General features: G+C 71.0%; 18 protein-coding genes. 15 read left to right on the top strand and 3 right to left on the bottom strand.

Annotated features, from left to right (window positions below):
* The first annotated feature begins 16 nt into the window (after positions 1 to 16).
* Positions 17 to 1,018 (top strand): ketol-acid reductoisomerase, encoded by a 1,002-nt coding sequence (ilvC, locus tag DDW44_RS21640; RefSeq protein ID WP_108907431.1) that lies wholly within the window; start codon positions 17 to 19, stop codon positions 1,016 to 1,018.
* 289 nt (positions 1,019 to 1,307) lie between these two features.
* Complete coding sequence (serA, locus tag DDW44_RS21645) at positions 1,308 to 2,909, top strand: phosphoglycerate dehydrogenase (protein WP_026165107.1); 1,602 nt, start codon at positions 1,308 to 1,310, stop codon at positions 2,907 to 2,909.
* A 149-nt stretch (positions 2,910 to 3,058) separates the two neighbouring features.
* Here serA and DDW44_RS21650 read toward each other — a convergent pair whose 3' ends face one another.
* From DDW44_RS21650 to DDW44_RS21660, 3 genes are read right to left on the bottom strand one after another with little or no spacing between them, the layout of a single operon-like run.
* Positions 3,059 to 3,439, bottom strand: a complete 381-nt coding sequence (locus DDW44_RS21650) for a peptidase inhibitor family I36 protein (RefSeq protein ID WP_017946755.1) — start codon at positions 3,437 to 3,439, stop codon at positions 3,059 to 3,061.
* Complete coding sequence (locus DDW44_RS21655; protein ID WP_108907432.1) at positions 3,436 to 4,272, bottom strand: hypothetical protein; 837 nt, start codon at positions 4,270 to 4,272, stop codon at positions 3,436 to 3,438. Before DDW44_RS21655 ends, DDW44_RS21650 begins: the two co-directional genes overlap by 4 nt.
* 3 nt (positions 4,273 to 4,275) lie before the next feature.
* Positions 4,276 to 4,674 carry a hypothetical protein gene (locus DDW44_RS21660; RefSeq protein WP_108907433.1) on the bottom strand — a complete coding sequence of 133 codons (399 nt, stop codon included), beginning with the start codon at positions 4,672 to 4,674 and terminating at the stop codon, positions 4,276 to 4,278.
* Between the two features lie 723 nt (positions 4,675 to 5,397).
* On the opposite strand from DDW44_RS21660, the gene DDW44_RS21665 reads away from it, so the two are divergent.
* From DDW44_RS21665 to DDW44_RS21725, 13 genes are all read left to right on the top strand, one after another.
* The gene (locus DDW44_RS21665) at positions 5,398 to 6,441 is read left to right on the top strand and encodes a ParB/RepB/Spo0J family partition protein (RefSeq protein ID WP_108907434.1); all 1,044 of its coding nucleotides are present in this window, start codon (positions 5,398 to 5,400) and stop codon (positions 6,439 to 6,441) included.
* Between the two features lie 374 nt (positions 6,442 to 6,815).
* Complete coding sequence (locus DDW44_RS21670) at positions 6,816 to 8,087, top strand: TrpB-like pyridoxal phosphate-dependent enzyme (protein ID WP_108907435.1); 1,272 nt, start codon at positions 6,816 to 6,818, stop codon at positions 8,085 to 8,087.
* Between the two features lie 49 nt (positions 8,088 to 8,136).
* The gene (locus tag DDW44_RS21675) at positions 8,137 to 9,171 is read left to right on the top strand and encodes a BtrH N-terminal domain-containing protein (RefSeq protein ID WP_279634813.1); all 1,035 of its coding nucleotides are present in this window, start codon (positions 8,137 to 8,139) and stop codon (positions 9,169 to 9,171) included.
* Positions 9,168 to 11,240, top strand: a complete 2,073-nt coding sequence (locus DDW44_RS21680; protein ID WP_244224078.1) for a molybdopterin-containing oxidoreductase family protein — start codon at positions 9,168 to 9,170, stop codon at positions 11,238 to 11,240. The genes DDW44_RS21675 and DDW44_RS21680 overlap by 4 nt, the downstream gene beginning before the upstream one ends.
* Positions 11,233 to 11,922, top strand: a complete 690-nt coding sequence (locus DDW44_RS21685) for a class I SAM-dependent methyltransferase (RefSeq protein ID WP_017946748.1) — start codon at positions 11,233 to 11,235, stop codon at positions 11,920 to 11,922. Before DDW44_RS21680 ends, DDW44_RS21685 begins: the two co-directional genes overlap by 8 nt.
* Positions 11,919 to 12,596, top strand: a complete 678-nt coding sequence (locus DDW44_RS21690) for a hypothetical protein (protein ID WP_108907438.1) — start codon at positions 11,919 to 11,921, stop codon at positions 12,594 to 12,596. Before DDW44_RS21685 ends, DDW44_RS21690 begins: the two co-directional genes overlap by 4 nt.
* Positions 12,583 to 13,569, top strand: coding sequence for a BtrH N-terminal domain-containing protein (locus DDW44_RS21695; protein WP_108907439.1), 987 nt, complete (start codon positions 12,583 to 12,585; stop codon positions 13,567 to 13,569). Before DDW44_RS21690 ends, DDW44_RS21695 begins: the two co-directional genes overlap by 14 nt.
* Entirely contained in the window at positions 13,566 to 14,945 is a 1,380-nt protein-coding gene (locus tag DDW44_RS21700) for a phenylacetate--CoA ligase family protein (RefSeq protein WP_108907440.1), read from the top strand. The genes DDW44_RS21695 and DDW44_RS21700 overlap by 4 nt, the downstream gene beginning before the upstream one ends.
* A complete protein-coding gene (locus DDW44_RS21705) occupies positions 14,935 to 15,183 on the top strand; it encodes a ferredoxin (RefSeq protein WP_017946744.1) in 249 nt (82 codons plus the stop codon). The genes DDW44_RS21700 and DDW44_RS21705 overlap by 11 nt, the downstream gene beginning before the upstream one ends.
* Before the next feature lie 7 nt (positions 15,184 to 15,190).
* Complete coding sequence (locus DDW44_RS21710) at positions 15,191 to 16,660, top strand: tryptophan 2,3-dioxygenase (protein WP_108907441.1); 1,470 nt, start codon at positions 15,191 to 15,193, stop codon at positions 16,658 to 16,660.
* A gap of 53 nt (positions 16,661 to 16,713) precedes the next feature.
* Positions 16,714 to 18,174 carry a 4-hydroxyphenylacetate 3-hydroxylase N-terminal domain-containing protein gene (locus DDW44_RS21715; protein WP_108907442.1) on the top strand — a complete coding sequence of 487 codons (1,461 nt, stop codon included), beginning with the start codon at positions 16,714 to 16,716 and terminating at the stop codon, positions 18,172 to 18,174.
* Positions 18,171 to 21,200 carry a flavin reductase gene (locus tag DDW44_RS21720; RefSeq protein ID WP_108907443.1) on the top strand — a complete coding sequence of 1,010 codons (3,030 nt, stop codon included), beginning with the start codon at positions 18,171 to 18,173 and terminating at the stop codon, positions 21,198 to 21,200. The genes DDW44_RS21715 and DDW44_RS21720 overlap by 4 nt, the downstream gene beginning before the upstream one ends.
* A gap of 8 nt (positions 21,201 to 21,208) precedes the next feature.
* Positions 21,209 to 22,231 (top strand): phenylacetate--CoA ligase family protein, encoded by a 1,023-nt coding sequence (locus tag DDW44_RS21725; RefSeq protein ID WP_244224079.1) that lies wholly within the window; start codon positions 21,209 to 21,211, stop codon positions 22,229 to 22,231.
* Positions 22,232 to 22,246 lie beyond the last annotated feature (15 nt).

Here is a 22,246-nt window from a genome sequence, read left to right on the forward strand (position 1 = left end):
CCCAAGGAGAAACCCAGTGGCCGAGCTGTTCTACGACGACGACGCCGACCTGTCCATCATCCAGGGCCGCAAGGTCGCGGTCATCGGCTACGGCAGCCAGGGCCACGCCCACGCGCTGTCGCTGCGTGACTCCGGTGTGGACGTCCGCGTCGGTCTGCACGAGGGCTCCAAGTCCAAGGCCAAGGCCGAGGAGCAGGGCCTGCGCGTGGTGACGCCGTCGGAGGCCGCCGCCGAGGCCGACGTCATCATGATCCTGGTCCCGGACCCGATCCAGGCCCAGGTCTACGAGGAGTCCGTCAAGGACAACCTCAAGGACGGCGACGCGCTGTTCTTCGGCCACGGCCTCAACATCCGGTACGGCTTCATCAAGCCCCCGGCCGGCGTGGACGTCGCGCTCGTCGCCCCCAAGGGCCCCGGCCACCTGGTGCGCCGCCAGTACGAGGAGGGCCGCGGCGTCCCGTGCATCGCCGGTGTCGAGCAGGACGCGACCGGCAACGCCTTCGCGCTGGCGCTCTCGTACGCCAAGGGCATCGGCGGCACCCGTGCCGGCGTCATCAAGACCACCTTCACCGAGGAGACCGAGACCGACCTGTTCGGTGAGCAGGCCGTGCTCTGCGGCGGCACCGCCGCGCTGGTCAAGGCGGGCTTCGAGACCCTGGTCGAGGCGGGCTACCAGCCGGAGATCGCCTACTTCGAGTGCCTCCACGAGCTGAAGCTGATCGTGGACCTCATGTACGAGGGCGGCCTGGAGAAGATGCGCTGGTCCGTCTCCGAGACCGCCGAGTGGGGCGACTACGTGACCGGCCCGCGCATCATCACGGACCAGACCAAGGCCGAGATGAAGAAGGTCCTCGACGAGATCCAGGACGGCACCTTCGCCAAGAACTGGATGGACGAGTACCACGGCGGCCTGAAGAAGTACAACGAGTACAAGACGCAGGACGAGAACCACCTGCTGGAGACCACCGGCAAGGAGCTCCGCAAGCTCATGAGCTGGGTGGACGCCGAGGAGGCGTGAGCCCCGGTACGGCGGGCCCCTCGCGGGCCCGCCGTACCTCGTCCCGGGACTGGGCGACGGTCCTCCGGAACCCTCGTGCCACATCCCGGGACCGCCGTTGGACAGCAAGTCCAACCCGGACGGGTGATCCTTCCGCCAAGGCGGAAAAGACGCCCCGCCACCCCACTAGAGTGGTCAGCACATACGCGTCAGGTCAGGCCCACAGCGTCGTGCGTCTTCCACGCGGCTAGCCCCTTCACCGCCAGCGGCCGTCGGGACGGCCGTCCGCATTGGACCAGTGAGGACTCACGTGAGCACTGCGCCCCGTAAACCCGTTGTACTCATCGCCGAAGAGCTGTCGCCCGCCACCGTGGACGCGCTCGGTCCGGACTTCGAGATCCGGCACTGCAACGGCGCGGACCGCGCCGAGCTGATCCCCGCCATCGCCGATGTCGACGCCGTCCTGGTGCGGTCCGCCACCAAGATCGACGCCGAGGCCGTCGCCGCCGCCAGGAAGCTCAGGGTGGTCGCCCGCGCCGGTGTGGGACTGGACAACGTCGACGTCTCCGCGGCCACCAAGGCCGGCGTCATGGTCGTCAACGCCCCGACGTCCAACATCGTGACCGCCGCCGAGCTCGCCTGCGGTCTGATCGTCGCCACCGCGCGCAACATCCCGCAGGCCAACACCGCGCTGAAGAACGGCGAGTGGAAGCGCTCCAAGTACACCGGCGTGGAGCTCAGCGAGAAGACCCTCGGCGTCGTCGGCCTCGGCCGCATCGGCGTCCTGGTGGCCCAGCGGATGTCCGCCTTCGGGATGCGGATCGTCGCGTTCGACCCCTATGTGCAGCCCGCGCGCGCCGCGCAGATGGGCGTCAAGCTGCTCTCGCTGGACGAACTGCTCGAGGTCTCGGACTTCATCACCGTCCACCTGCCCAAGACTCCCGAGACCATCGGCCTGATCGGCGACGAGGCGCTGCACCGGGTGAAGCCGACCGTCCGCATCGTCAACGCCGCCCGCGGCGGGATCGTCGACGAGGAGGCCCTGGCCAGCGCGCTGAAGGAGGGCCGGGTCGCGGGCGCGGGCCTGGACGTGTACGCGAAGGAGCCGTGCACGGACTCCCCGCTGTTCCAGTTCGACCAGGTCGTCTGCACCCCGCACCTCGGCGCCTCCACGGACGAGGCCCAGGAGAAGGCCGGCATCGCGGTGGCCAAGTCCGTCCGCCTCGCGCTCGCCGGTGAACTGGTGCCGGACGCGGTCAACGTCCAGGGCGGGGTCATCGCCGAGGACGTCCGCCCGGGCCTGCCGCTCGCCGAGAAGCTCGGCCGGATCTTCACCGCGCTGGCGGGCGAGGTCGCGGTCCGGCTCGATGTCGAGGTGTACGGCGAGATCACCCAGCACGATGTGAAGGTGCTCGAACTCTCGGCGCTGAAGGGCGTGTTCGAGGACGTCATCGACGAGACCGTGTCGTATGTGAACGCCCCGCTGTTCGCGCAGGAGCGCGGTGTCGAGGTCCGCCTGACCACCAGCTCGGATTCCCCGGACCACCGCAACGTGGTGACGGTGCGCGGCACGCTGGCGGGCGGCGAGGAGGTCGCGGTGTCCGGCACCCTGGCCGGACCCAAGCACCTGCAGAAGATCGTGGCCGTCGGCGACTACGACATCGACCTGGCGCTGGCGGACCACATGGTCGTCGCGCGCTACGAGGACCGTCCGGGCGTGGTCGGCACCGTCGGACGCATCCTGGGTGAGGCGGGGCTCAACATCGCCGGCATGCAGGTCTCGCGTCAGGAGGAGGGCGGTGAGGCGCTGGTCGTGCTCACCGTCGACGACACCGTGCCGCCGAACGTGCTCAGCGAGATCGCCGAGGAGATCGGTGCCACGTCGGCCCGTTCGGTGAACCTCGACACCTGAGGCCGGTTCCCCCGCGCTTCCCGCACCCGTCTGCCGCACGCCCGTCCCGCACGGGCGTGCAGGGAGGCGGGTGCGTCGCGTTCACCGGGTGCCCCGGGGCCGATCGGCGGCCGGTGCCCTCGCACCCGGGTGCGGGGGCACCGGGCGGGTCAGCAGCTCATGGCCCAGGTGTGGGAGTCACCGTCGTCGTTGGCCGCGCCGTTGTAGCCGACCTCCTGACCCGGAGCCAGACAGATCGTCATATGCCCGCCCAGGTTGGCGCTCGAGTACACCCTGACGTGGTCCCTGATACCGGGGCCGGAGATGCCGTGGTTCGCCCACGAGGAGTCCTCGTCGGCGATCCAGCTCTCCCACCAGCGGTCGTCCCCGGACCAGTTGGCCCGCTGCCCGGTGAAGTCGGCGTGCTCCCACACGCAGAACTCACCGCTCGGGCAGTCGGCGGCGCCGGCCGGCGCGGCGGCCGCGGCGAGCCCGCCGGTCAGTAGGAGGACGGTGGTCGCCGCGGCGGCGAGGGTGCGCTTCAGGGTCATGGCGATACGGAACCTTTCTCTGGGGTTTTCCCGTGGCGGACGGCGGCGGAGATCTCCGCCGCGCGGTGCGCTGCGCTGGTGCGCAGCCGGGTGTGGGCGGCCAGCTCCGCGCGCCGGAGGGAGCGGACCTCGGCGAGCCGGACCGGTTCGAGCCTGGCCTCCACCGAGGCCAGCCCGCTCTCGCCGCGGCATCTCCGCTCGACGGCCATGTGCGGAGGGCGCGTTCGGGCCTCGCCGGCCGACTGCCGGGCGGGCGTTCGGGGCTCAAGGGCCGCTTGAGGAGGGCGCGTTCGGGTCCCGACGGCCGGTTCCCGGGGCGGCGTTCGGGATTCAACGGCCGTCTGCCGAGGCGGCGTTCCGGCCTCACCGGCCGGGTCCAGACAGCGGATGAACCGGGCGTGGGCCGCACGGTGGGCCGGATCGGCCCGCATCCGCGCGGCGGCCTCCGCACGCAGGTTGTTGACGGTGACCTCGGCGCGGAACCAGCGGCGCTGGTCGCCGTAGAGGGTGTGCCGGGCGGCGGCCAGGCAGCCGTCGGTGTGGGCGTGGACGGTGTGACCGGTGGGGAGGGTGAGGGACAGCTCCGTGGGACCGGAGCCGAAGAGCGCGGTCCGCAGCCGTCTGTCGTCCTCCTCCGACGAGGGCTTCCGCGCCGAGGTGAGACCCTGGCCGGCGAGGCAGCGGTCGACCAGGATCCGCTGGGCGTGCCGGATGAGGGCGTCCCGGCGTCCTTCGGCCGCCGGCGGGCCGGGAGCGGGCCGGGCGGGCGCGGTCGCGCATCCGGCGAGGACGAGGGCGGCGACGGCGGCGCACGCGGTTCGCAGGGCACGCACGGCTCAGCCGGCCTCGCAGCCCTGGTCGGTGTCGGCCACACCGTCGATCCGCGACCCCCAGGACCAGTTGTCGCTGTGGTCGTAGGCGCGGATGAGCCGGGCGTAGCAGGTGCCGCGGGCCCAGTCGATCGCGTACACGGCGCGGTTGACGTCGGAGCGGAAGGACGCGGCGTTGTCGTGCAGGAATGCGGGGACGTCCCGGTAGCCCGGTGGGCTGTAGCACCATCCGGTGCCGTGCTGCCCGGCCCCGGTCCAGAAGCAGACCTGACCGGGGGCGGCGGGTGCCACGGGGGCGGCTCCCGCGGGGGCGGGGAGCGCCGCGAGGGAGAGGGCGGCGGAGAGGGTGGCGGCGAGTGCGGTGGGGGAGAGGGCGGCGGTGCGGAGGGCGGACCTGCGGAGCATGGGCGGCTCCCGGAGTGCGGTGGAGGACCCCGTCCCTGGGCGACGGGAGGACGCGGTCAAGCTGCCCTGCCCCGATCGCCGTCATGCGCGGTTCACCCGAAGGGGGACACGACTCCCCGGGAGGAGCGTTTCTGCAGGTCAGAGCGGCCTTCGGGTGATGGTTCGGGGGCCTCGTCCGGGAGCACGGGCGCCGTGATCCCGGCCCGTTGCCCCTCCGGCTGAGGGCCGGGGTCCGTGGGCGGTGGCGAACCTCCGGCCGCGGATCCGGAGGCCGTGGGCAGGGTGGGGAGCGACGTGGCGAGTGGTGCGGGCGCGGGAGGCGAGTGGTGCGGAAACGATGTGGCGCGTGGTGCGGGAGCGGTGCGGGAAGTGGCGTGCGTTCGGAATGCAAAGGGGGTCATGCGTTCTTCACGGGGATATTCCCTGCCCGCCTGCGGGGAATAGATCATTCCACCTACAGGGATCTTTCCACGGGGCCCTTTCGCTCCCGTCGTCGATCATTCGACGCTTGAAAGGCGAACCATTTTCTCGCCAGGGCGCCGTGACGCGGGTCTTGCATACAATCGATCCTCCTGTCAGGGTTTGGGGGTCGGTTCTCGATTTTCGGCCACGGGGGGACTCGATGTCGTGCACCTTTCCGATCACCCGTGACAGCTCCTCCTTCCATCGATCCGCGGGTCGTCGCGCTGCCTGACGGTACGCGCAGCTGGAAGAGGGAGGGTGATGGACCAGATCTCCGTATCCGCGCAGACGCCGATACCGCACCACTTACGTCGCCCGGATTCGTACTTCGGCGGACTCCTGTCGGAGATCACCCAGGTGCCGATAAGCCGAATCACGGTCGCGGGGTCGCTCCGCACGGGCGGCGAGGATCCGGAGCACGTCACGGCACTCGCCGAAGTGTGCTCCGAACTGCCGCCCATCGTGATCCACCGGAAGTCGATGACCGTCATCGACGGTGTGCACCGGCTCAGGGCCGTGGAGAACAGCGGCGCCACGCACATCAGTGCCGTGCTCTTCAACGGTGACGAGCGAGAGGCCTTCGTGCTCGCGGTCAAGCTGAACAGCCACCACGGGCTGCCGCTGTCCCTGGCCGACCGCAGGGCGGCGGCCCTCCATATGCTCGCCGACTTCCCGGAGTGGTCCAACCGGCGGCTGGCGGGGGTCGTCGGCCTGTCGGACAAGACCATCGCGGCTCTCCGCCGGCGGTCGGGTGCGGAACTTCCGCACCCGACCGCCGTGCGAGTCGGCCGGGACGGGGTGGCGTACCCGCTGGCCGCGGCCGAGGGCCGCAGCCGCGCGCTGGCGTACCTCTCCGCGCATCCCGACGCGTCCGCGCGGGAGGTGGCGGGCGCCGTCGGCATCTCGCTCACCACCGCCAAGGACGCGCTGAAGCGGGCGCGCGCCGTCCCGGGGGAACCGCAGGCCGCGGAGCAGTCCGAGGACCGGCCGGTCCGGGAGCGCGGAGCCGGCCACCCCGCGGCCGTGAAACGTCCCGGAGCGCACCCGCCGAGCGCCGACCTGTCGGCGGCGGTCCGGCGGTTGCAGGCCGACCCCTCGCTCCGGTTCACCGAGGTGGGCCGGAAGTTGCTGCGAACGCTGGACCCCTCGGCCACCCGACCCCACGACTGGGCGGCGATGGCGAGCAGCCTTCCGATGCACTGCGCGCCGATGATCGCCGAGCTGGCCCGGCACTACGCCGAGAGCTGGCACCTTCTGGCGGAATCGTTGACGGAGCGGATCAAATCCGGAGACACTGACGCATAGTGGCTTCAGCCGGTGGCAGGCGCCGTCGCCGACCTCCTCGGCGCGGCGTTCCCGGCCGATTCGTTCGGCAATGCCTTCTCGCTTCTTCCGGCACATTCCGTGAAATGCCGCCGCGGCGTATTCGGTGGCACTCGCGGCCCTTTCATGCGCGGGGTGTCGCTGATTTCCGTCCGCGAGTGGGGTGGTCGCCGAAAGATCTCAACGGCGATATCGCAACCTCGGTGCGACGGTTGCGCGCCGCTCGCTCGATTTGTACGGTGACTCTCACACGTTCTAAGCGGGGGGACATGAATTCTTTGGGCCCGAGCCGTGTCGGGAATGAGCAACCGCCCGTGCTTCACCGCGCTGCTCGCAGCGGTTCGCCATTACCGGGGATGCCCACCCACTGGTACAACTTCCTGGGAGATCTGCCCGGCCCCATGCCCGAGGTCAGGGACCTCGGAACTCCCACCGCCGCGGAGATCGCCGCGAAGGTCCGGCCACGGGCTCTCATCGAGCAGAACGGCTCGGACGAGCAATGGATCGCGATACCCGAACCGGTCGTGGAGTGGCTGCGCCAATGCGGCCGGCCGACACCGCTGCACCGGGCGCACCGACTCGAGAGGCATCTCGGCACCGGCGCGAGGATCTACCTCAAACGTGAGGACGTTCTGCCCACCGGAAGCTTCAAGCTGAACACCGCGATAGCCCAGGCGTACTACGCGGCCCAGGAGGGGCGGACGACCCTCATCACCGAGACCGGGGCCGGTCAGTGGGGGATGAGTGTCGCGCTGGCGGCGAAGATGTCCGGTCTGCGGGCCGAGATCTTCATGGTGAAGTGCTCGCTCGAGCAGAAGCCCTACCGGCGGCACTACATGGAGCTCCTGGGAGCCGAGGTACGGCCCTCGCCGTCGACGCACACGGCGATCGGGCGCAGGATCCTCCAAGAGGCCCCCAGCCACCCCGGCAGCCTCGGCACCGCGATCAGCGACGCCATCGAGCGAGCGCTGGAGCATCCCTCCGCCGCGTACCTCGCCGGCAGCGGGATGCCGCTCGTCTACCTCCATCAGACACTGCTCGGGCTGGAGGTCGCGCAGCAGCTGAAGGAGATCCACGGCGAGGACCTCGGGGTCGAGGGGCGGGGCGACCACCTCGTCGCGTGCTCGGGCGGCGGCAGCAACCTCTGCGGCCTCATCGGCCCCCACCTGCGGGCCAGGGCCGGCGGATCGGACCTTCGCTTCCTCGCCGCGGAATCCACCGCGGCGCCCCGGCTCACCCGGGGCGTCTACCGGTACGGCCGCACCGACCTGGGCGGATTCACTCCCGAGGTGCTGGGCTACTCGATGGGGGAGAGCTTCGTCCCACCGCCCAACCACGTCGGCGGCCTGCGCAACCACCACAGCTCCGCCCTGGTCAGCCTGCTGCGGCGGGAGGGAGTCCTCGATGCCGTCGCCTTCGACGAGCGGACAGCGCTCGAGGCGGGCCGGCTACTGCTGCAGACCGAGGGCCTGTTGCTCGCCCCCGAGGCGGCCCACGCGGTCGCCGCGGCCCTGGACGTCGCGGCCAAGGCCGACGCGGACAACCGGGAACCGGTGATCGTGGTCCTGGCCAGCGGCTCCGGCTTCCTCGATCTTCAGGGCTACCACGAGGTTCTGCTCGACACGTAGCCCGCACCACCTTCCACCGCAGCTCCGCACCGCGCGATTGGGAAGCCGTATGCGCTTGGCGACATTTCAGCCCCGGCTCGGCGTTCACTGCGAGACGACCACCCTCCGGAACATGCTTCACCACGCCGGTGCCGACATCTCCGAACCCATGCTCTTCGGCCTCGGCCAGGGCATCGACTTCCAGTACCGGGACGCTCCGGACCCCGGCGGTACGCCCATGCTCACCGGGCGGATCGGGCCTGCCCTGCTCTCCCGCAACGCCTGCTCGGCCCTGGGCGTGGAACTGCGCGAGTGGCGGGCACCCGACCCGGAGTCGGCCTTCGCCGCCACCAGGAAGCTGCTCGAAGCGGGACATGTCGTGGGGGTGTCCGTCGACATCTTCCACCTCGACTACTTCTCGTCCCGGAGCCACTTCGCCGCGCACTACATCGCGCTGTACGGGCTCGACGAGTCCCTCGCCCACGTGGTCGACACCGATCAGCAGGGCGGGGCGCAGACGCTCCCCGAGGAGTCGCTGCGCCGTGCCCGCGGTTCCGACCAGGGATTCATGCCGTCGCCCCATCTGCAGATGCACGTGGAGCGGCTGCCGGCGCGGCTGACCGCAGACACCGACGCGGTCCTGTCCGAGCAGATCTGGGACGCCATCCGGCTGACCGCGGAGAGGATGCTCGGCGACCGCGGGCCGCGATACGGCTTCGGCGCCCTGCGGCGGGCCGCCTCCGAGATGGTCGAGTGGGGCGACACTCTCGCCCGCCCGGACGAGGCCGTGCCGGGTGTCGGCCGCTTCTGGCGCTTCGCGGGAACCGGGGGAGCGAACTTCCGGAAGCTCTACCGGGCGTTCCTGCGCGAGGCGCGGGAGCGCACCGGCGACAGCGAACTCGACCCGTCCGTCGCCGACTTCGGCGACGTGCAGCGGCAGTGGGACCAGGCCATCGACATGCTGACGGCCTACCGCGGTGCCGACCGCGGGCGAAGGACCCTGGAAGCCGTCGCCGCCCGGTTGCACGCGATCGCCGACGCCGAGCAGTCCGCCTTCGAGCGGCTGCTCGTGCCGGCCGGCAAGCGGGCGGGTGAGCGGGCTTGACGACCACCCGGATGAAGTCCGTCTGCCGTATGTGCCACGGCGGCTGCGGCGCCGTCGTCGAACTCGTGGACGGAGTCCCCACCGGCATCCACGGGGACCCGGACAATCCCACGAGCGAGGGGTACTTCTGCATCAAGGGCAAGGCGTCACTCGACCTGCTGCGCAGCCCGGACCGGCTGACGACGCCGCTGGTACGGACCGGCCCGCGCGGCTCGGGGGCGTTCGAGCCGGTCGGCTGGGACACCGCCCTGGACCGGATCGCCGACCGGCTCGCCGCGGCCATCGGCCGGCACGGGCCCGAATCCGTCGTCCTCGGCCAGGGCACCGACCGCAACTACCAGGAGTGGGTGTTCCGGCTCGCGAACGCGCTCGGGACGCCGAACGTGGTCGGTCCGGCACATGTGTGCTTCTACCCCCGGGTCATGGCCTCGATCATGACGTACGGCGGATTCACCTTCTGCGACTACGAGGGCGACCCCGAGGTGGTCCTGCTCTGGGGCAGCAACAAGCCCAGTACCCACTCCGACGGCGTGATCGGGGTCAAGCTGCTGCGGGCCGTGGAACGGGGCAGCCGCGTCGTCACCGTCGACCCGCGGCGGACGCAGATCGCGTCCCGGTCCGCTCTGCACCTCGCGATCCGGCCGGGAACCGACTGCGCACTGGCCCTCGGCATGATCAGGATCGTCATCGACGAGGGCTGGTACGACCGCGACTTCGTCGCCGCCCACACCTCCGGATTCGACGAACTCGCCGAGCACGTACGGGCGTACGACCTCGAGCGGGTCGCGCGGATCACCGGTCTCGCACCCGGGCTCATCCACGACGCGACCCGCTGCTACGCCCTCGCGGCACGGGCGTGCATCGAGGCCGGAACCGGTCTGTCGCAGAACGAGAACTCCTTCGACACGCACCGCGCGATCGCCCTCCTCGCCGCCCTCTGCGGGAACATCGACGCCCCCGGTGGCGACCTGATCTGGGAGCCGATGCCGATCGAGGGCCGGCGTGCCTTCCCCCGCTCGGACCTGCTCCCCGAAGAGCAGGCGAGGAAGCGGATCGGCGGCGACAAGCACAAGATCCTCTCGATGGCGGGCTGGGTCGCGCCGGGAGACCTGCACGAGGCCATCGTCACCGGGTCGCCGTACCCCGTCACCTCGATGGTGGTCTTCGGCAGCAACATCCTGGCCTCACACGAGAACACCGGGCTGGTCCGCGAGGCGATCGGCAAGCTGGACCTGCTCGTCGTGTGCGACCTGTTCATGACGCCGACCGCCCGGTACGCGGATGTCGTCCTGCCGACCTCGAGCTGGCTCGAGCGGGACCAGATCGTCGAGTTCAACTCCTACATCGCGGCCCGGCAGCGGATCGCCACCGTGGACGGCTGCCGCTCGGACGAGGAGATCATCCTCGAACTCGCCGCGCGGCTCGGCCTGAGCAGGCACTTCTTCCCCTCGCTGGAGGCCGCCCTCGACGCCAAGCTGGCCGGCATCGACCTCACCTGGGAACAGTTCACCAAGATCGGCTACATCCGCAACGAGAAGCGGTACCGCAAGTACCGAGACGGCGGATTCGCCACCCGGTCCGGACGCGTCGACCTGATGAACAACGGGCTGCGCGCCCTGGGCTACGAGCCGTTCCCGTCCTACCGCGCGCAGCCGGAGGCGGATCCGGACCTGCCGTACATCATGACCAGCGCCCACTCGCGCCGGTTCTACAACACCGAGTTCCACCAACTGCCGACCACCTCGCGCGGCCAGACCGCGGCGCGCGTGACCGTCCACCCGGACACCGCGGAGCGGGAGGGGCTGACGGACGGCGACGAGGTCGACCTCTACTCGCGGGCCGGCGCGCGCGGGGTGCGCATGACGGTCAGGATCTCCGACTCCGTCGCACCGAACGTCGTGATGGCGGATGCCGGCTGGTGGTATCCGCACGAGTCCTCGGTGGACGGGCAGCTCAGATCCTCGGTCAATCTCGTGACGACCAACGACCGTTCCGACGTGCATATGGGGAGCGCGACGATGAGAGGTTTCGCAGTGGGAATCCGGCGGCGAGGACCCGGCCGTGGCTAGCGCGCGAGGCACCGTCGCCGCCCGCGTGCCGGAGACCGACGAGGGCCTGCAGGGCGACGAACTGGCCCTCAAGTACGACGAGATGCAGCGCCACATCCGGGACAACGGCTGGCTCGAGGAGAAGATCGAGGACATCCTGAAGGCGGAGATCGACTCCGGGGAGGTCCTGGAACTCGGCTGCGGGCCGGGCTACCTGGGCCTGGAATGGATCACCCGGGCCGACGCCTCCGCCCGGCTCGTCGGCCTCGACATCTCACCGGCGATGCTCCGGCGGGCGAGCACCAACGCGGACGGGTACGGCGTCACCGGCCGCTGCACCTACACCTGCGGCACCGTGCTGGCGCTGCCGTTCGCGGACCACCGCTTCGACCACGCCATCAGCGCGTCCTCGCTGCACGAATGGGCGGATCCGGTGACCGCCCTGTCGGAGATGCACCGCGTGCTCAGACCGGGCGGGCGGTACTGCGTCTCCGATCTGCGCCGCGACGTCGACCGCACGACCTTCCAGTTCATGAAGGCGAACATCGCGGCCGACATGCGCCCGGGCTTCCGGACCTCGATCCGCTCCTCGTACGTCAAGAGCGAGGTCGAGGAGATCCTGCGAGGCACCGCGCTGGAGACGGCCGTCGTGACGGAAGTGCAGATGGGAATCGTGATCACCGGCAGGAAGGAAGTGCCATGAACGCACCCGCGGGAAGTTCGCCGGCCATCACCGCCACGCGCGACGGGCGATTCCCCGACCGCCCCGGCTTCGACCGGACCTGGGAGGAGATCCTGCAGACGTCGGCCGCGTGGCGGGACATCGACTGCGGGCAGTACCTGGCGGCCTGGTGCGGACACGCGCCGGACCACGTCGTCGGGAGGCTGGCCGGGGTCAACCACGTCGGCATCTACATGGGCGACTACGACAGCGACGACGAGGTGTTCGGCTGGAACGCCTACCTGAACGACCTCAGGGCGTCCGGCCGGATCGCCACCGTCGAGATGGGGCCGTCGTACATCTCCCCCCGGCAGTACGGCACACCGGGCTGGTGGAACGCGATCGTCCTCTCCGACGGACGCGCCGTCGAGATGTTCGCGTGCCGCCGGTTCGGCTCCTGGGCGGACCGGTCCGCGGACGAGCGGGGACGCCTGATGTCCCATGTCGCGATCGACGTGCACGCCGACACCGACGTCCGCTACCTGCTGGACGTCCTCGACCGGGACGTCGACCACCTGGAGAACATCGCGTTCACCGAGGCGGACGAACTCGGCCACACCTACGGGCACCTGCGCAACAACGACAGCGGCACGGTGCTGGAGATCGTGTACGAGGCACCGCGCGGCGGGACGGGGCACGGCGATGGCGGTCATTGACATATCGCCGTACTCCGGCGAGCACTGCGAGTCCACCGCGCTGCTCAACATGCTCCGCAACCACGACGTGGAGCTGAGCGAGCCGCTGATCTTCGGCCTGGGGCAGGGGCTGTCGTTCCTGTACTGGCACTCGAAGCAGATGCCGAACCCGTTCCTCGCCGGCCGGGTCAAGCCGGACCACCTCATGCGCAACGTGTCGGACGCGCTCGGCCTCGAACTGCTGGCGGGCGAGACGACGTCACCGGCGAAGGCCGAGGCCACCCTGATCGCGGCGCTCGACGAGGGCGATGTGGTGGGCCTCAAGCTCGACCGCTACCACCTCGACTACGCCCGGGAGAACCACCACTTCGCCGCGCACTACGTCGCCTGCATCGGATACGAGGACGACCGGTTCGTCGTCGTCGAGACCCGGTCGCTCGGCGTCCAGTCGACATCGCGGGAGAGCCTGGCACGGGCCCGGTCCGCCAGGGGCCCGATGTCCTCGCGGAACCTGTCGGTCCGGGTCAGGCCGCGCGGGTACGACGAGTCGGTCCTCGCCAAGGCCTGCCAGTCCTCGATCCTGGCCACCGCACAGGAGTTCCTCAGCCCGCCGATCACCAACATGGGATTCAAGGGGATCGCGAAGGCCGGCTCGCTCATGCGCGGATGGCACGACCGGCTCGACCGTCCCCTGGAGGCGATGGGCGCCGTCGGCACCAGCATGGAGGAAGGAGGCACCGGCGGCGGGCTCTTCCGGACGCTGTGGGCGCAGTTCCTGGAGGAGGCCTACGAGCTGACCGGCATCGAGGTCTACGACGAGCTCGCCGTCGAGTACCGCCGGATCTCCAAGTGCTGGACGGACGTGGCGAACCTGCTGCGCGACGCCGACGACGCCGCTGCCCGGCGCTCACTCGACGAGGCGGCGTCGATCGTGGACGCTCTCGCGGCCGAGGAGCGCACGGCGATGGTGCGGCTGGAGGAGGCGTCCCGATGACCGCGCTCACCCGGCCGGCCGGCCACGACCCGCGCAGCAGGCTGTACGACACCCTCGCCTCCCGCGTCGACATCGCGCGGAAGGTCGCCGCGGTGACGTCCCTGGACCGGCGGCAGCTCGACGCATGGGCGGCCCAGGCGCTCGCCGCGACCGTGGAGCACGCCTGCCGCAACTCCCCGTTCTACGCCGGCTTCGTACCGGCCGAGGTGGCCGGAGCGGTCGCCCGGGGCCGTCCGCACGCGTTCGAGGCCGTTCCCTTCACCACGCGCGAACACCTCTCCGCGGCCTATCCGCTCGGCATGCTCGCCGTACCGCGGCGTGAGGTCATCCGGTTCGACGAGAGTTCCGGCACCGGCAACGGGCGCCCGATCGCGGCGTTCTTCACGATGGCGGACTGGCTGGAGAACAACCTCACCGTCGCCGGGCTGCTCGCCGCCGTGCTGGACGAGCGGGACGTCGCGGCCATCGCCGTCCCCTACGAGCTGGCCGGGGTCGGCCAGGACCTCGACCGCGCCATCGAGATCCTGGGGTGCACCATCGTGCCGCTGGGCGCGGCCTCACCGTCCTGCACCCCGGACCGGATGGTCGACGCCCTGCGGCGGTCCGGCGCGACCACGCTGGTGTGCTCCGGAACGCGCGCCCTGTTCCTCGGCGAGATCGCTCGCCGCCGCGGCGTGGACCCGCGTCGCGACCTGCCGGTCTCGAAGATCCTCATGGCGGGGGAGGGCGCGTCGCCGGCCAAGAAGCGGCGCCTGGCCGACCAGTGGGACGCCGTCGCGTACTCGATGTTCGGCATGACCGAGACCAACACCCTGGCCATGTTCTGCCGGGAGCGCGAGCTGCACCTGGTGGAGACCCGCACGTTCTTCGAGGTGGTGGACCCGGCATCCGGCGAGCGGCTGCCGGACGGCTCGGCCGGTGAGCTGGCCGTGACGACCCTGGCGAGCCGGGCCATGCCGCTGCTGCGCTACCGGACCGGCGACGTCTGCCGGATCGAGGCGGCGCCGTGCGGCTGCGGCTCCCCGCTGCGCCGGCTGCAGCACCGCGGCCGGATCGGCGACCGGATCCCGGTCGGCGGGCGCTGGACCTCCCAGCTGGAGATCGAGGACATCGTGCTGGGCGCCATGACCGCCGCGCCGTACTACTTCGCCTTCGACGTCGACGGGGACACCCTGGAGATCGCCCTGCCGCCGTCGAGCGGCGACGACGCGACCCGGGAGTCGATCGCGGCCGGCGTCCGCGACCGTCTCGGCGCGTCCACCAGATTCCGCCGGCTGGACACCGACCGGTTCGAGACGGCGCTGCGCACCTCGGCCAAGCCGACCATGCGCAACTTCCAAGCCCACGCGGGAGGGAGGGCCCGGGGTGAGGGTTGAACTGCCGCTTCCCACGCGCGTGCCGATCGACGGGCGCTTCGAGATCGACGACACGTGCATCGACTGCAAGCTCTGCAACGACCTGGCGCCGGAGAACTTCGACGCGGATCTCGACAACGACGTCCACTACGTGTGCAAGCAGCCCGAGACACCCGACGAGCTGGAACGGGTCCTCGACGCGTTCGAATCCTGCCCCACCGAATCGATCCGGTACTCAGCTGGGCCTACTGAGGAGTGATGGCGCAATGTCAAGCCTGGACGACCCGGTGGCGGCCGACGCGTGCCCCGGCCGGCGGCAGACGACCGAACTGGGGCCGGTGGCCGAGAGCTACGACCAGCTGCACCGCATCGACCTGATCGGCGAGGCGCGCTCCGCCCGAGGGGTGCCCGAGGGCACCTACGACTCGACGGTGTGCGCGGTGTTCCAGGCGTCGGAGGTGTGCCTGCTCAACCTGGCCCGGCTGGCGCGGCGGACGCAGGCGCGCGTACTCGCCGACGACATCCCGGCGGCGTCCCGGTACGTCCAGTGGGCCGTAGGGTTCCACCGGCTGCTGCGCGGGCTCGGCACGGTGATGTTCCACGCCCGCGGCATCTTCGGAGCCGGCGCGTCCGCGGGGACCGCGGCCCTCAGCATCTCCGAGTCCGCGGGCTACGCCTCCTACGTCGACGCGCTCAGGGGACTGGAGGACGCGGCCAGGGGCTCGCTGATGGCCGGTGCGCCCGAGCTGACCCGCTCCACCATCGCCACCGGGAGCATCGACGACCCGCTGTACCGCGTGCTGCACGGCATCCGGATCGGCTGCCACGACGCCACCAAGTGGGAGAGCGACCTCACCGCCGTGCCCGTCGGGGCGGGCCGGAGCACCGACGAGCTGATCTCCGCCGAGACACTGGCGCAGGCGGTCGCCGCGACCGAACTGGACGCGGGCACCATGCACGGCGAGTTCGTCGCCCTGCACCAGGTCCCGGAGATCCTCTGCGCCGAGGCCAACGACCACCTCGAAATCGCCATCCGGGCGATCCGCGCATCGGCCCTGAGCCGGGCCGCGCAGCACCTCGCGGCCTGCCGGGAGCTGCTCGACCCGGTGGTCGAGGCGCAGCGGGTGATGGCCGAGCACCTGGCGACCGGCGAGTACCACGAGTTCCGGACGAACCTGGGACCCGCGAGCGGCACCCATTCGCTGGCGATCAAGCAGCACATGTTCCGTGACCTGTTCAAGCACATGTGGAACGACCTCGAGGCCTGGCTGCGCTCGCTCGGCGAGGCGTCGCTCGAGGAGACCGTCCGGGACATCGACGCACGCCGCCACGACGATCCGGAGACATGGCTGCGGCACACCGTCGTCGACCGGGCCTTCCAGCTGCACTCCGCCCACCAGCAGTGGCGGCACGAGCATCTGCACATGCCCCGCAACTGCCTGGGCAGCGGCGGGACCAAGTCCATGATCGGCATTCCGGACGGTCCCCAGGCGGTCTACAAGATGCGGGACGCGGCCAACGCGCAGCACTCGCTGGCCGCGATCCACCGGGCCCGCCGGACGAGTCTGGCGAACGCCGTGCCGGACTCGCCGCTGGCCAAACTCATCACCGATCCCAGCTCGCTCGACTCCGACCTGATGCGGGTCGTGGGCGAGGCGACCCGCGAGTACTTCCCCCAGGTGCAAGAGCAGAGCTATCAGCCGTTCCGGTCCGGTGCGGCCGAGCGGACCCCGTAGGAGTGCCGACGGTGACCACCGCAGAATCCCAAGCCTCTGACAGCGTCCCACCCGTGGCCGGGACCGCCCTGCCGCCGGGCTCGCCCGGCGGAGCCTGGCGAGGGTCCGACTACGTCGCCAGCATCAAGGACGAGCGGGAGGTCTGGTGCGACGGGCGCAGGGTCGACGTGACCGGCGACCCGGGCTTCCAGCCCATGCTGTCCACGCTGGCCGGCCTGTACGACGCCCAGCACCGGCCCGACCGGGCGGACGAGATGCTCCACCGGTCGGACACCTCCGGCAACCTGGTGAGCCTGTCGTACCTGGCACCGGCCGACCGAGACGGCCTCAGCCGCAAGTGGGCCAACTCCCACCGCTGGGTGGAGGCCTCCTACGGCCAGCTCTCCCGGGTGCCCGACTTCATGTCGAACGTGGTGGTCGGCCTGTACGACTTCCGGTTCCAGCTCGCCGAGGTCGACCCGGAGTTCGGGCGCAACGCCGAGGACTACTACCACTACTGCCGGGAGAACGACCTCGCACTCACCCACGGCCTGGGCGACCCGCAGATCGACCGTTCCTCGACCCCCGCCGAACGGCCCGAGCTGGGGCTGAGGGTGGTGCGGCGCGGCGCCGACGGCATCGTCGTGCGGGGAGCCAAGCAGATCGCCACCCTCGCGCCGTACGCACACGAGGTGCTCGTCTACCTGTCGCCCGCGAACTACCTGCGCGAGGACCCCAGCTACGTCTGCTGGTTCGCCGCTCCCCTGGCGACGCCGGGCCTTCGCGTCCTGTGCCGCAGGCCGTACGCCGACGGCTCCGGTGGCCTCGCCGCGCACTACGACGAGCAGGACGCCATGCTGGTGTTCGACGACGTGTTCATCCCGATGAACCGGGTCTTCCTGCTCGACGACTCCCAGACGGCCGTCCGCGGCTTCGGCGAGCTGAACAAGTGGTCGCTCTACACCGGCCAGCTGCGCTACTACCACCGGCTGCGCACCCTGCTCGGTGTCGCGTCGCTGATGGCCCAGGCGATCGGCGTCCACACGTTCCGGCAGGTGACGGACCTGCTCGGCGAGCTCACCTCGTACGTCGAGATCGTGCGGCTCGGTCTGGCCGCGATCGACGCAGAGAGCCGGCCCACCGCCTCGGGCCTGCTCGCCCCGGGCCCGACGGCCGCGCTCGACGCCGTCGCCGGCCGCTTCTCGACACGGGCCTCGGAGATCATCCGGCAGATCGGCGCGTCCGGCCTGATCACGCAGCCCTCGGAGGCCGACCTGGCCACCCCCGAGCTGCGCGCGGTGCTGGACACGTACATGTGCGGGCGGGAGACGAGCGCGGACGAGAAGTCCCGGATCTTCCGGCTCGCCGCCGATCTGGCCGTCGACCGCTTCGGGATGCGCCAGGAGCTCTACGAGACGTGGAACCGCGGTGATCCCGCCCGGGTCCGCTCGATGCTCTACGCCCGGTATCCCGACCTGCAGCGCTGCGAAACCCAGGCCCGCGACCTGGCCGAAGGGCGGAAAGACAACTCATGAGTTTCGACAGCATTCGACTCGAAGGAGTCACGACCCACAACCTGCGGTCGGTCGACGTCTCCTTCCCCAAGGGGAAGCTGGTCGTCGCCGCGGGCGTCTCGGGATCGGGCAAGTCGTCCCTGGTCATCGACACCCTCTTCGAGCACTCGAAGACGCTCTACCTGGGCGCCCTGTCCAGCAAGTCCCTCGACATGGGCGACGGCGACTACCAGTTCGACCGGATCGCGGGGACGCAGCCCCCGGTGGCGCTGCGCCAGCGCGACGGCGGCTCCTCCAATCCCCGCTCGACCGTGGGCACCCTCACCGGTCTCGACGGGCTGTACCGGCTGCTGTTCGGCGCCGGTTCGCGGCCGGTCTGCCCCGCCTGCCTCGGCCCGACCGGCCCCGACCTGTTCTGCGACGACTGCGGCTGCTTCGCCGAACCCCACTCCGCCAAGCACTTCAGCCCGAACCGCAAGGAAGGCAAGTGCCTCCGGTGCGACGGCATCGGCGAACTCGTCGGCTTCTCACTGGACAAGATCATCCCGGACCGGTCCAGGACACTCACCGAGATCTGGAACGGCGCCGACCCCGGGACGTTCGCCGTTCCCAACGTACGCAAGGCCTTCGAGGCGATGGCCGCGGACATCGGCCTGGACCTCGACCTGCCGTTCGAGAAGCTCGGCCCGGAGCAGACCGAGCGGGTGCTGCACGGCTCCGACACGGTCTACACCCTCAAGATCCGCAAGGTCACCAACGACTTCCGCTTCGAGGGCATCCTGGGCTTCCTGGAACGCGCGTACCGCAACGCGTCGTCGGCCGCCCGCAAGAACGCCTTCGCCAACTACCTCGGGCGGGAGGTCTGCCCCGGATGCCACGGGGGCCGGCTGCGCCCCGAGTCGCTGCGGGCGACGGTCGCCGGGCACACCTTCCACGACTTCCAGAGCGACGAGCTGTCGCGCTCGATCACCCGGCTGCGCGACGGCCTCTCCTCGGGCGGCGTTCCGGCGCAGGTCCGTGAACTCGCCTCCGCGATCGTCAAGCAGAGCGCGAACATCGAGGGCGTCGGCCTGGGGCACCTGCAGCTGCAGCGGCCGGTCACCACCCTCTCCGGCGGCGAGCTGCAGCGGCTGCTGCTGGCGCAGCATCTGGCCAGCGACCTGACCGGGGTCATGTACGTCCTGGACGAACCCACCGCCGGTCTGCACGAGGCCGACACCGGGAAGATCCTCGACTCACTGCGACGGCTGCGCGACCTGGGGAACACGGTCATCGTCATCGAGCACGACGAGTCGGTGATCCGGGCCGCCGACTGGATCGTCGAACTGGGGCCCGGGGCCGGATCCCGCGGCGGCGAGATCGTCTTCGAGGGCCGGTTCGCCGACCTGCTGACCTCCGGTGACTCGCCGACGGCGACCGCGATGCTGTCGGACGGTCCGTCGCGGGCGAAGGCCGACCTCACCGGCGCGCACTGGCTCGAGGTGCGCGGCATCACCCGCAACAACGTCCTGGACCAGACCGCGAGGTTCCCGCTCGGCGGGCTGACCTGCGTCTCCGGCGTGTCCGGCGCGGGCAAGAGCTCACTGGTGGCGGGCATCCACGACGCGGTCTCCCGGGCCATCGCCCGGCGGCCGGCGGGTACCCGGGCCGGGACCGCCGGCATCGAGGGAGCCGAGGCGCTGGACGACGTCATCCACGTCCAGCAGCGCCCGATCGGCCGCTCCAGCCGGAGCACCCTCGTCACCTACATCGGCATCAGCGACCACATCCGCGACGCCTTCGCCGGCAGCGCCGACGCGGTCGAACGCGGCCTCGCCCGTGCCGAGTTCAGCCCCAACGTCGCCGGCGGGCGTTGCGAGGCCTGCAAGGGGCTGGGGCTGGCCGAGATCGAGATGACCCTGTTCAAGAGCGAGTTCATCGTCTGCCCCGAGTGCGACGGCCGCCGGTTCCAGGAACACGTCCTCCAGGTGCGGCTCAACGGGAAGAGCATCCACGACGTGCTGTCGATGACCGTCGAGGACGCGCTCGGGTGGTTCGACGCCAAGAGCCACCCCAAGGTCGTCCAGGCGCTCGGCGTACTGGACGAGTTCGGGCTGGGCTACCTGCAGCTCGGCTGCTCGACGACCACCCTCTCCGGTGGCGAGGCACAGCGGCTCAACCTGGCCGGGGAACTGCTCAAGCAGCGCCGGAGCCGCACCCTGTTCATCTTCGACGAGCCGACGCGCGGCCTGCACTCAGCCGACATCCGCCATCTGCTGGCCCTGTTCCAGCGGCTGATCTCCACCGGCAACACCGTCGTGGTCATCGAGCACAACGTGAAGGTGATCGCCATCGCCGACTGGGTGATCGACCTGGGGCCCGGCGCCGGCCGCGAAGGCGGCCGGGTGGTGCACAGCGGAACCCCGGAGGAACTCGCCGCCAACCCGGCCAGCGTGACCGGCCGGTTCGTCCGCGGGCTGCGCGACGAACCCGGCGCGGCCGGGACCGGGCCCGACCCCGCCGGCGGCGGGCAGCCGGGTACGGCGGCGAGCCTCGGCGTCATCGGCGAGCTGCTGCCGAGGGCCGTCACCGTGGTCGCCGGCACGGCGCGGCCGTCCGAGCAGGACGGGCCGACCCCGTACGGACTGGTCATCGGCTCGCTCACCGTCGTCTCCGACGAACTCGCCCTGATCGGCTTCCTGGTGCGCTCGCGCAGCACCAGCTGGACCGCCATCGCCGACACCGGCCGGTTCTGCGTCAACATCCTCGGCGAGGACCAGGGCGACGTGTCCGACGCCTTCTCGCAGGGCAGGCCCGACGGCCGCTTCGACGCCCTGTCGTGGACGCCGTCGGCCAACGGCTGCCCCCGGCTCTCCGGCGCCGTCGGCACCATCGACTGCAGCCTGAAGTCCACCTACCGGATCGGCGACCACGAGTTCGTCCTGGCGACGGTCGTCAACGTCGACATGGAGGCCGGCACCGACCGCCGGCCACTGCTGCGCGCCGAACCGGACGACAGCGTTCCCGACGACCACGGGTGGCGCCGATTCGCCCGGGAGGCCAGGTGACCGTGACCATGTCCATCGCAGCGCACTACGAGCAGTTCCTGGAGCTGCTCGGCCGAGACCCGGGCAGCACGCCGGACGGCCGCGACACGGTCCGCGCGCGCTACGGCGAACGGGTCGACCCCTCCGGCGGATCGCAGCCGATCGTGCTGATGCGCGACGAGTGGATCCGGAACCAGATCGACCTGACGCTGGCGCTGGGCCGGCTGCTGACCGAGGACGACGTCGTGGTCTCGGCCGTGCCGTACGAACTGTCGTTCATCGGCGCCGAGGTGGACCGGGTGATCGAGATGGTCGGCGCCTCGGTGATCAGTGTCGGGACGAGCGGGACCATCTGCCCGATGCCGCGGCTGCTCGGCCTGATCGAGCAGTACGAGGTGACGGCGCTGGTGTGCTCGCCGGCCTTCGCCGCGGAGCTGGCGAGCCTCGCGGTCTCGCTCGGGCAGCGGCCGCCGCACTCGACGATCCGGATGATCGTTTGCGTGGGGGAGGTCTGCTCCACCGAGCGCCTGGAGCACGTCGGCGCCGCCTGGGCGGCCAAGACCTCCGCCCTCTACGGCACGCCGTCGACACCGACGGTGGCCGTCGCCTGCGAGCACGGCGCACTGCACCTGTGCGACCACCGGCTGCGCGCGGAGGTCCGGGACGGGCCGCGCGGCGAACTGCTGCTGGACGGCCGGCCGACCGGTGAGCTCGCCGAGCTGTGGCCGGCGGACCGCGGCTGCCACTGCGGCGCCGCGGGCCGGGTCCTGGTCCCGCTCGGGCGGGTGGCCGCGGCGATACCCGGACCGCACGGCCTGGTCTCCGCCGCCGACGTGGAGCGGATCGTGTTCGGCCACACCGGGCTCGCGCCGCACTTCGCCTGCGACGTCAGGGACGGCACCTTCCATGTCACCTGTGCCGCGACCGACCCGGAGACGGTGGCCGACGGCGCGGTACGGCGGTCGATCCGCAGCGGGATCGCCGACGCGCTCGGGGTCGCGGCCGAGGTCACGATCGTCGACGTGAAGGACTGGAGCACCGCCACGACATGACCCGCACCCGGTCGC

The organism is Streptomyces tirandamycinicus (genome assembly GCF_003097515.1).
Taxonomy (GTDB): domain Bacteria; phylum Actinomycetota; class Actinomycetes; order Streptomycetales; family Streptomycetaceae; genus Streptomyces; species Streptomyces tirandamycinicus.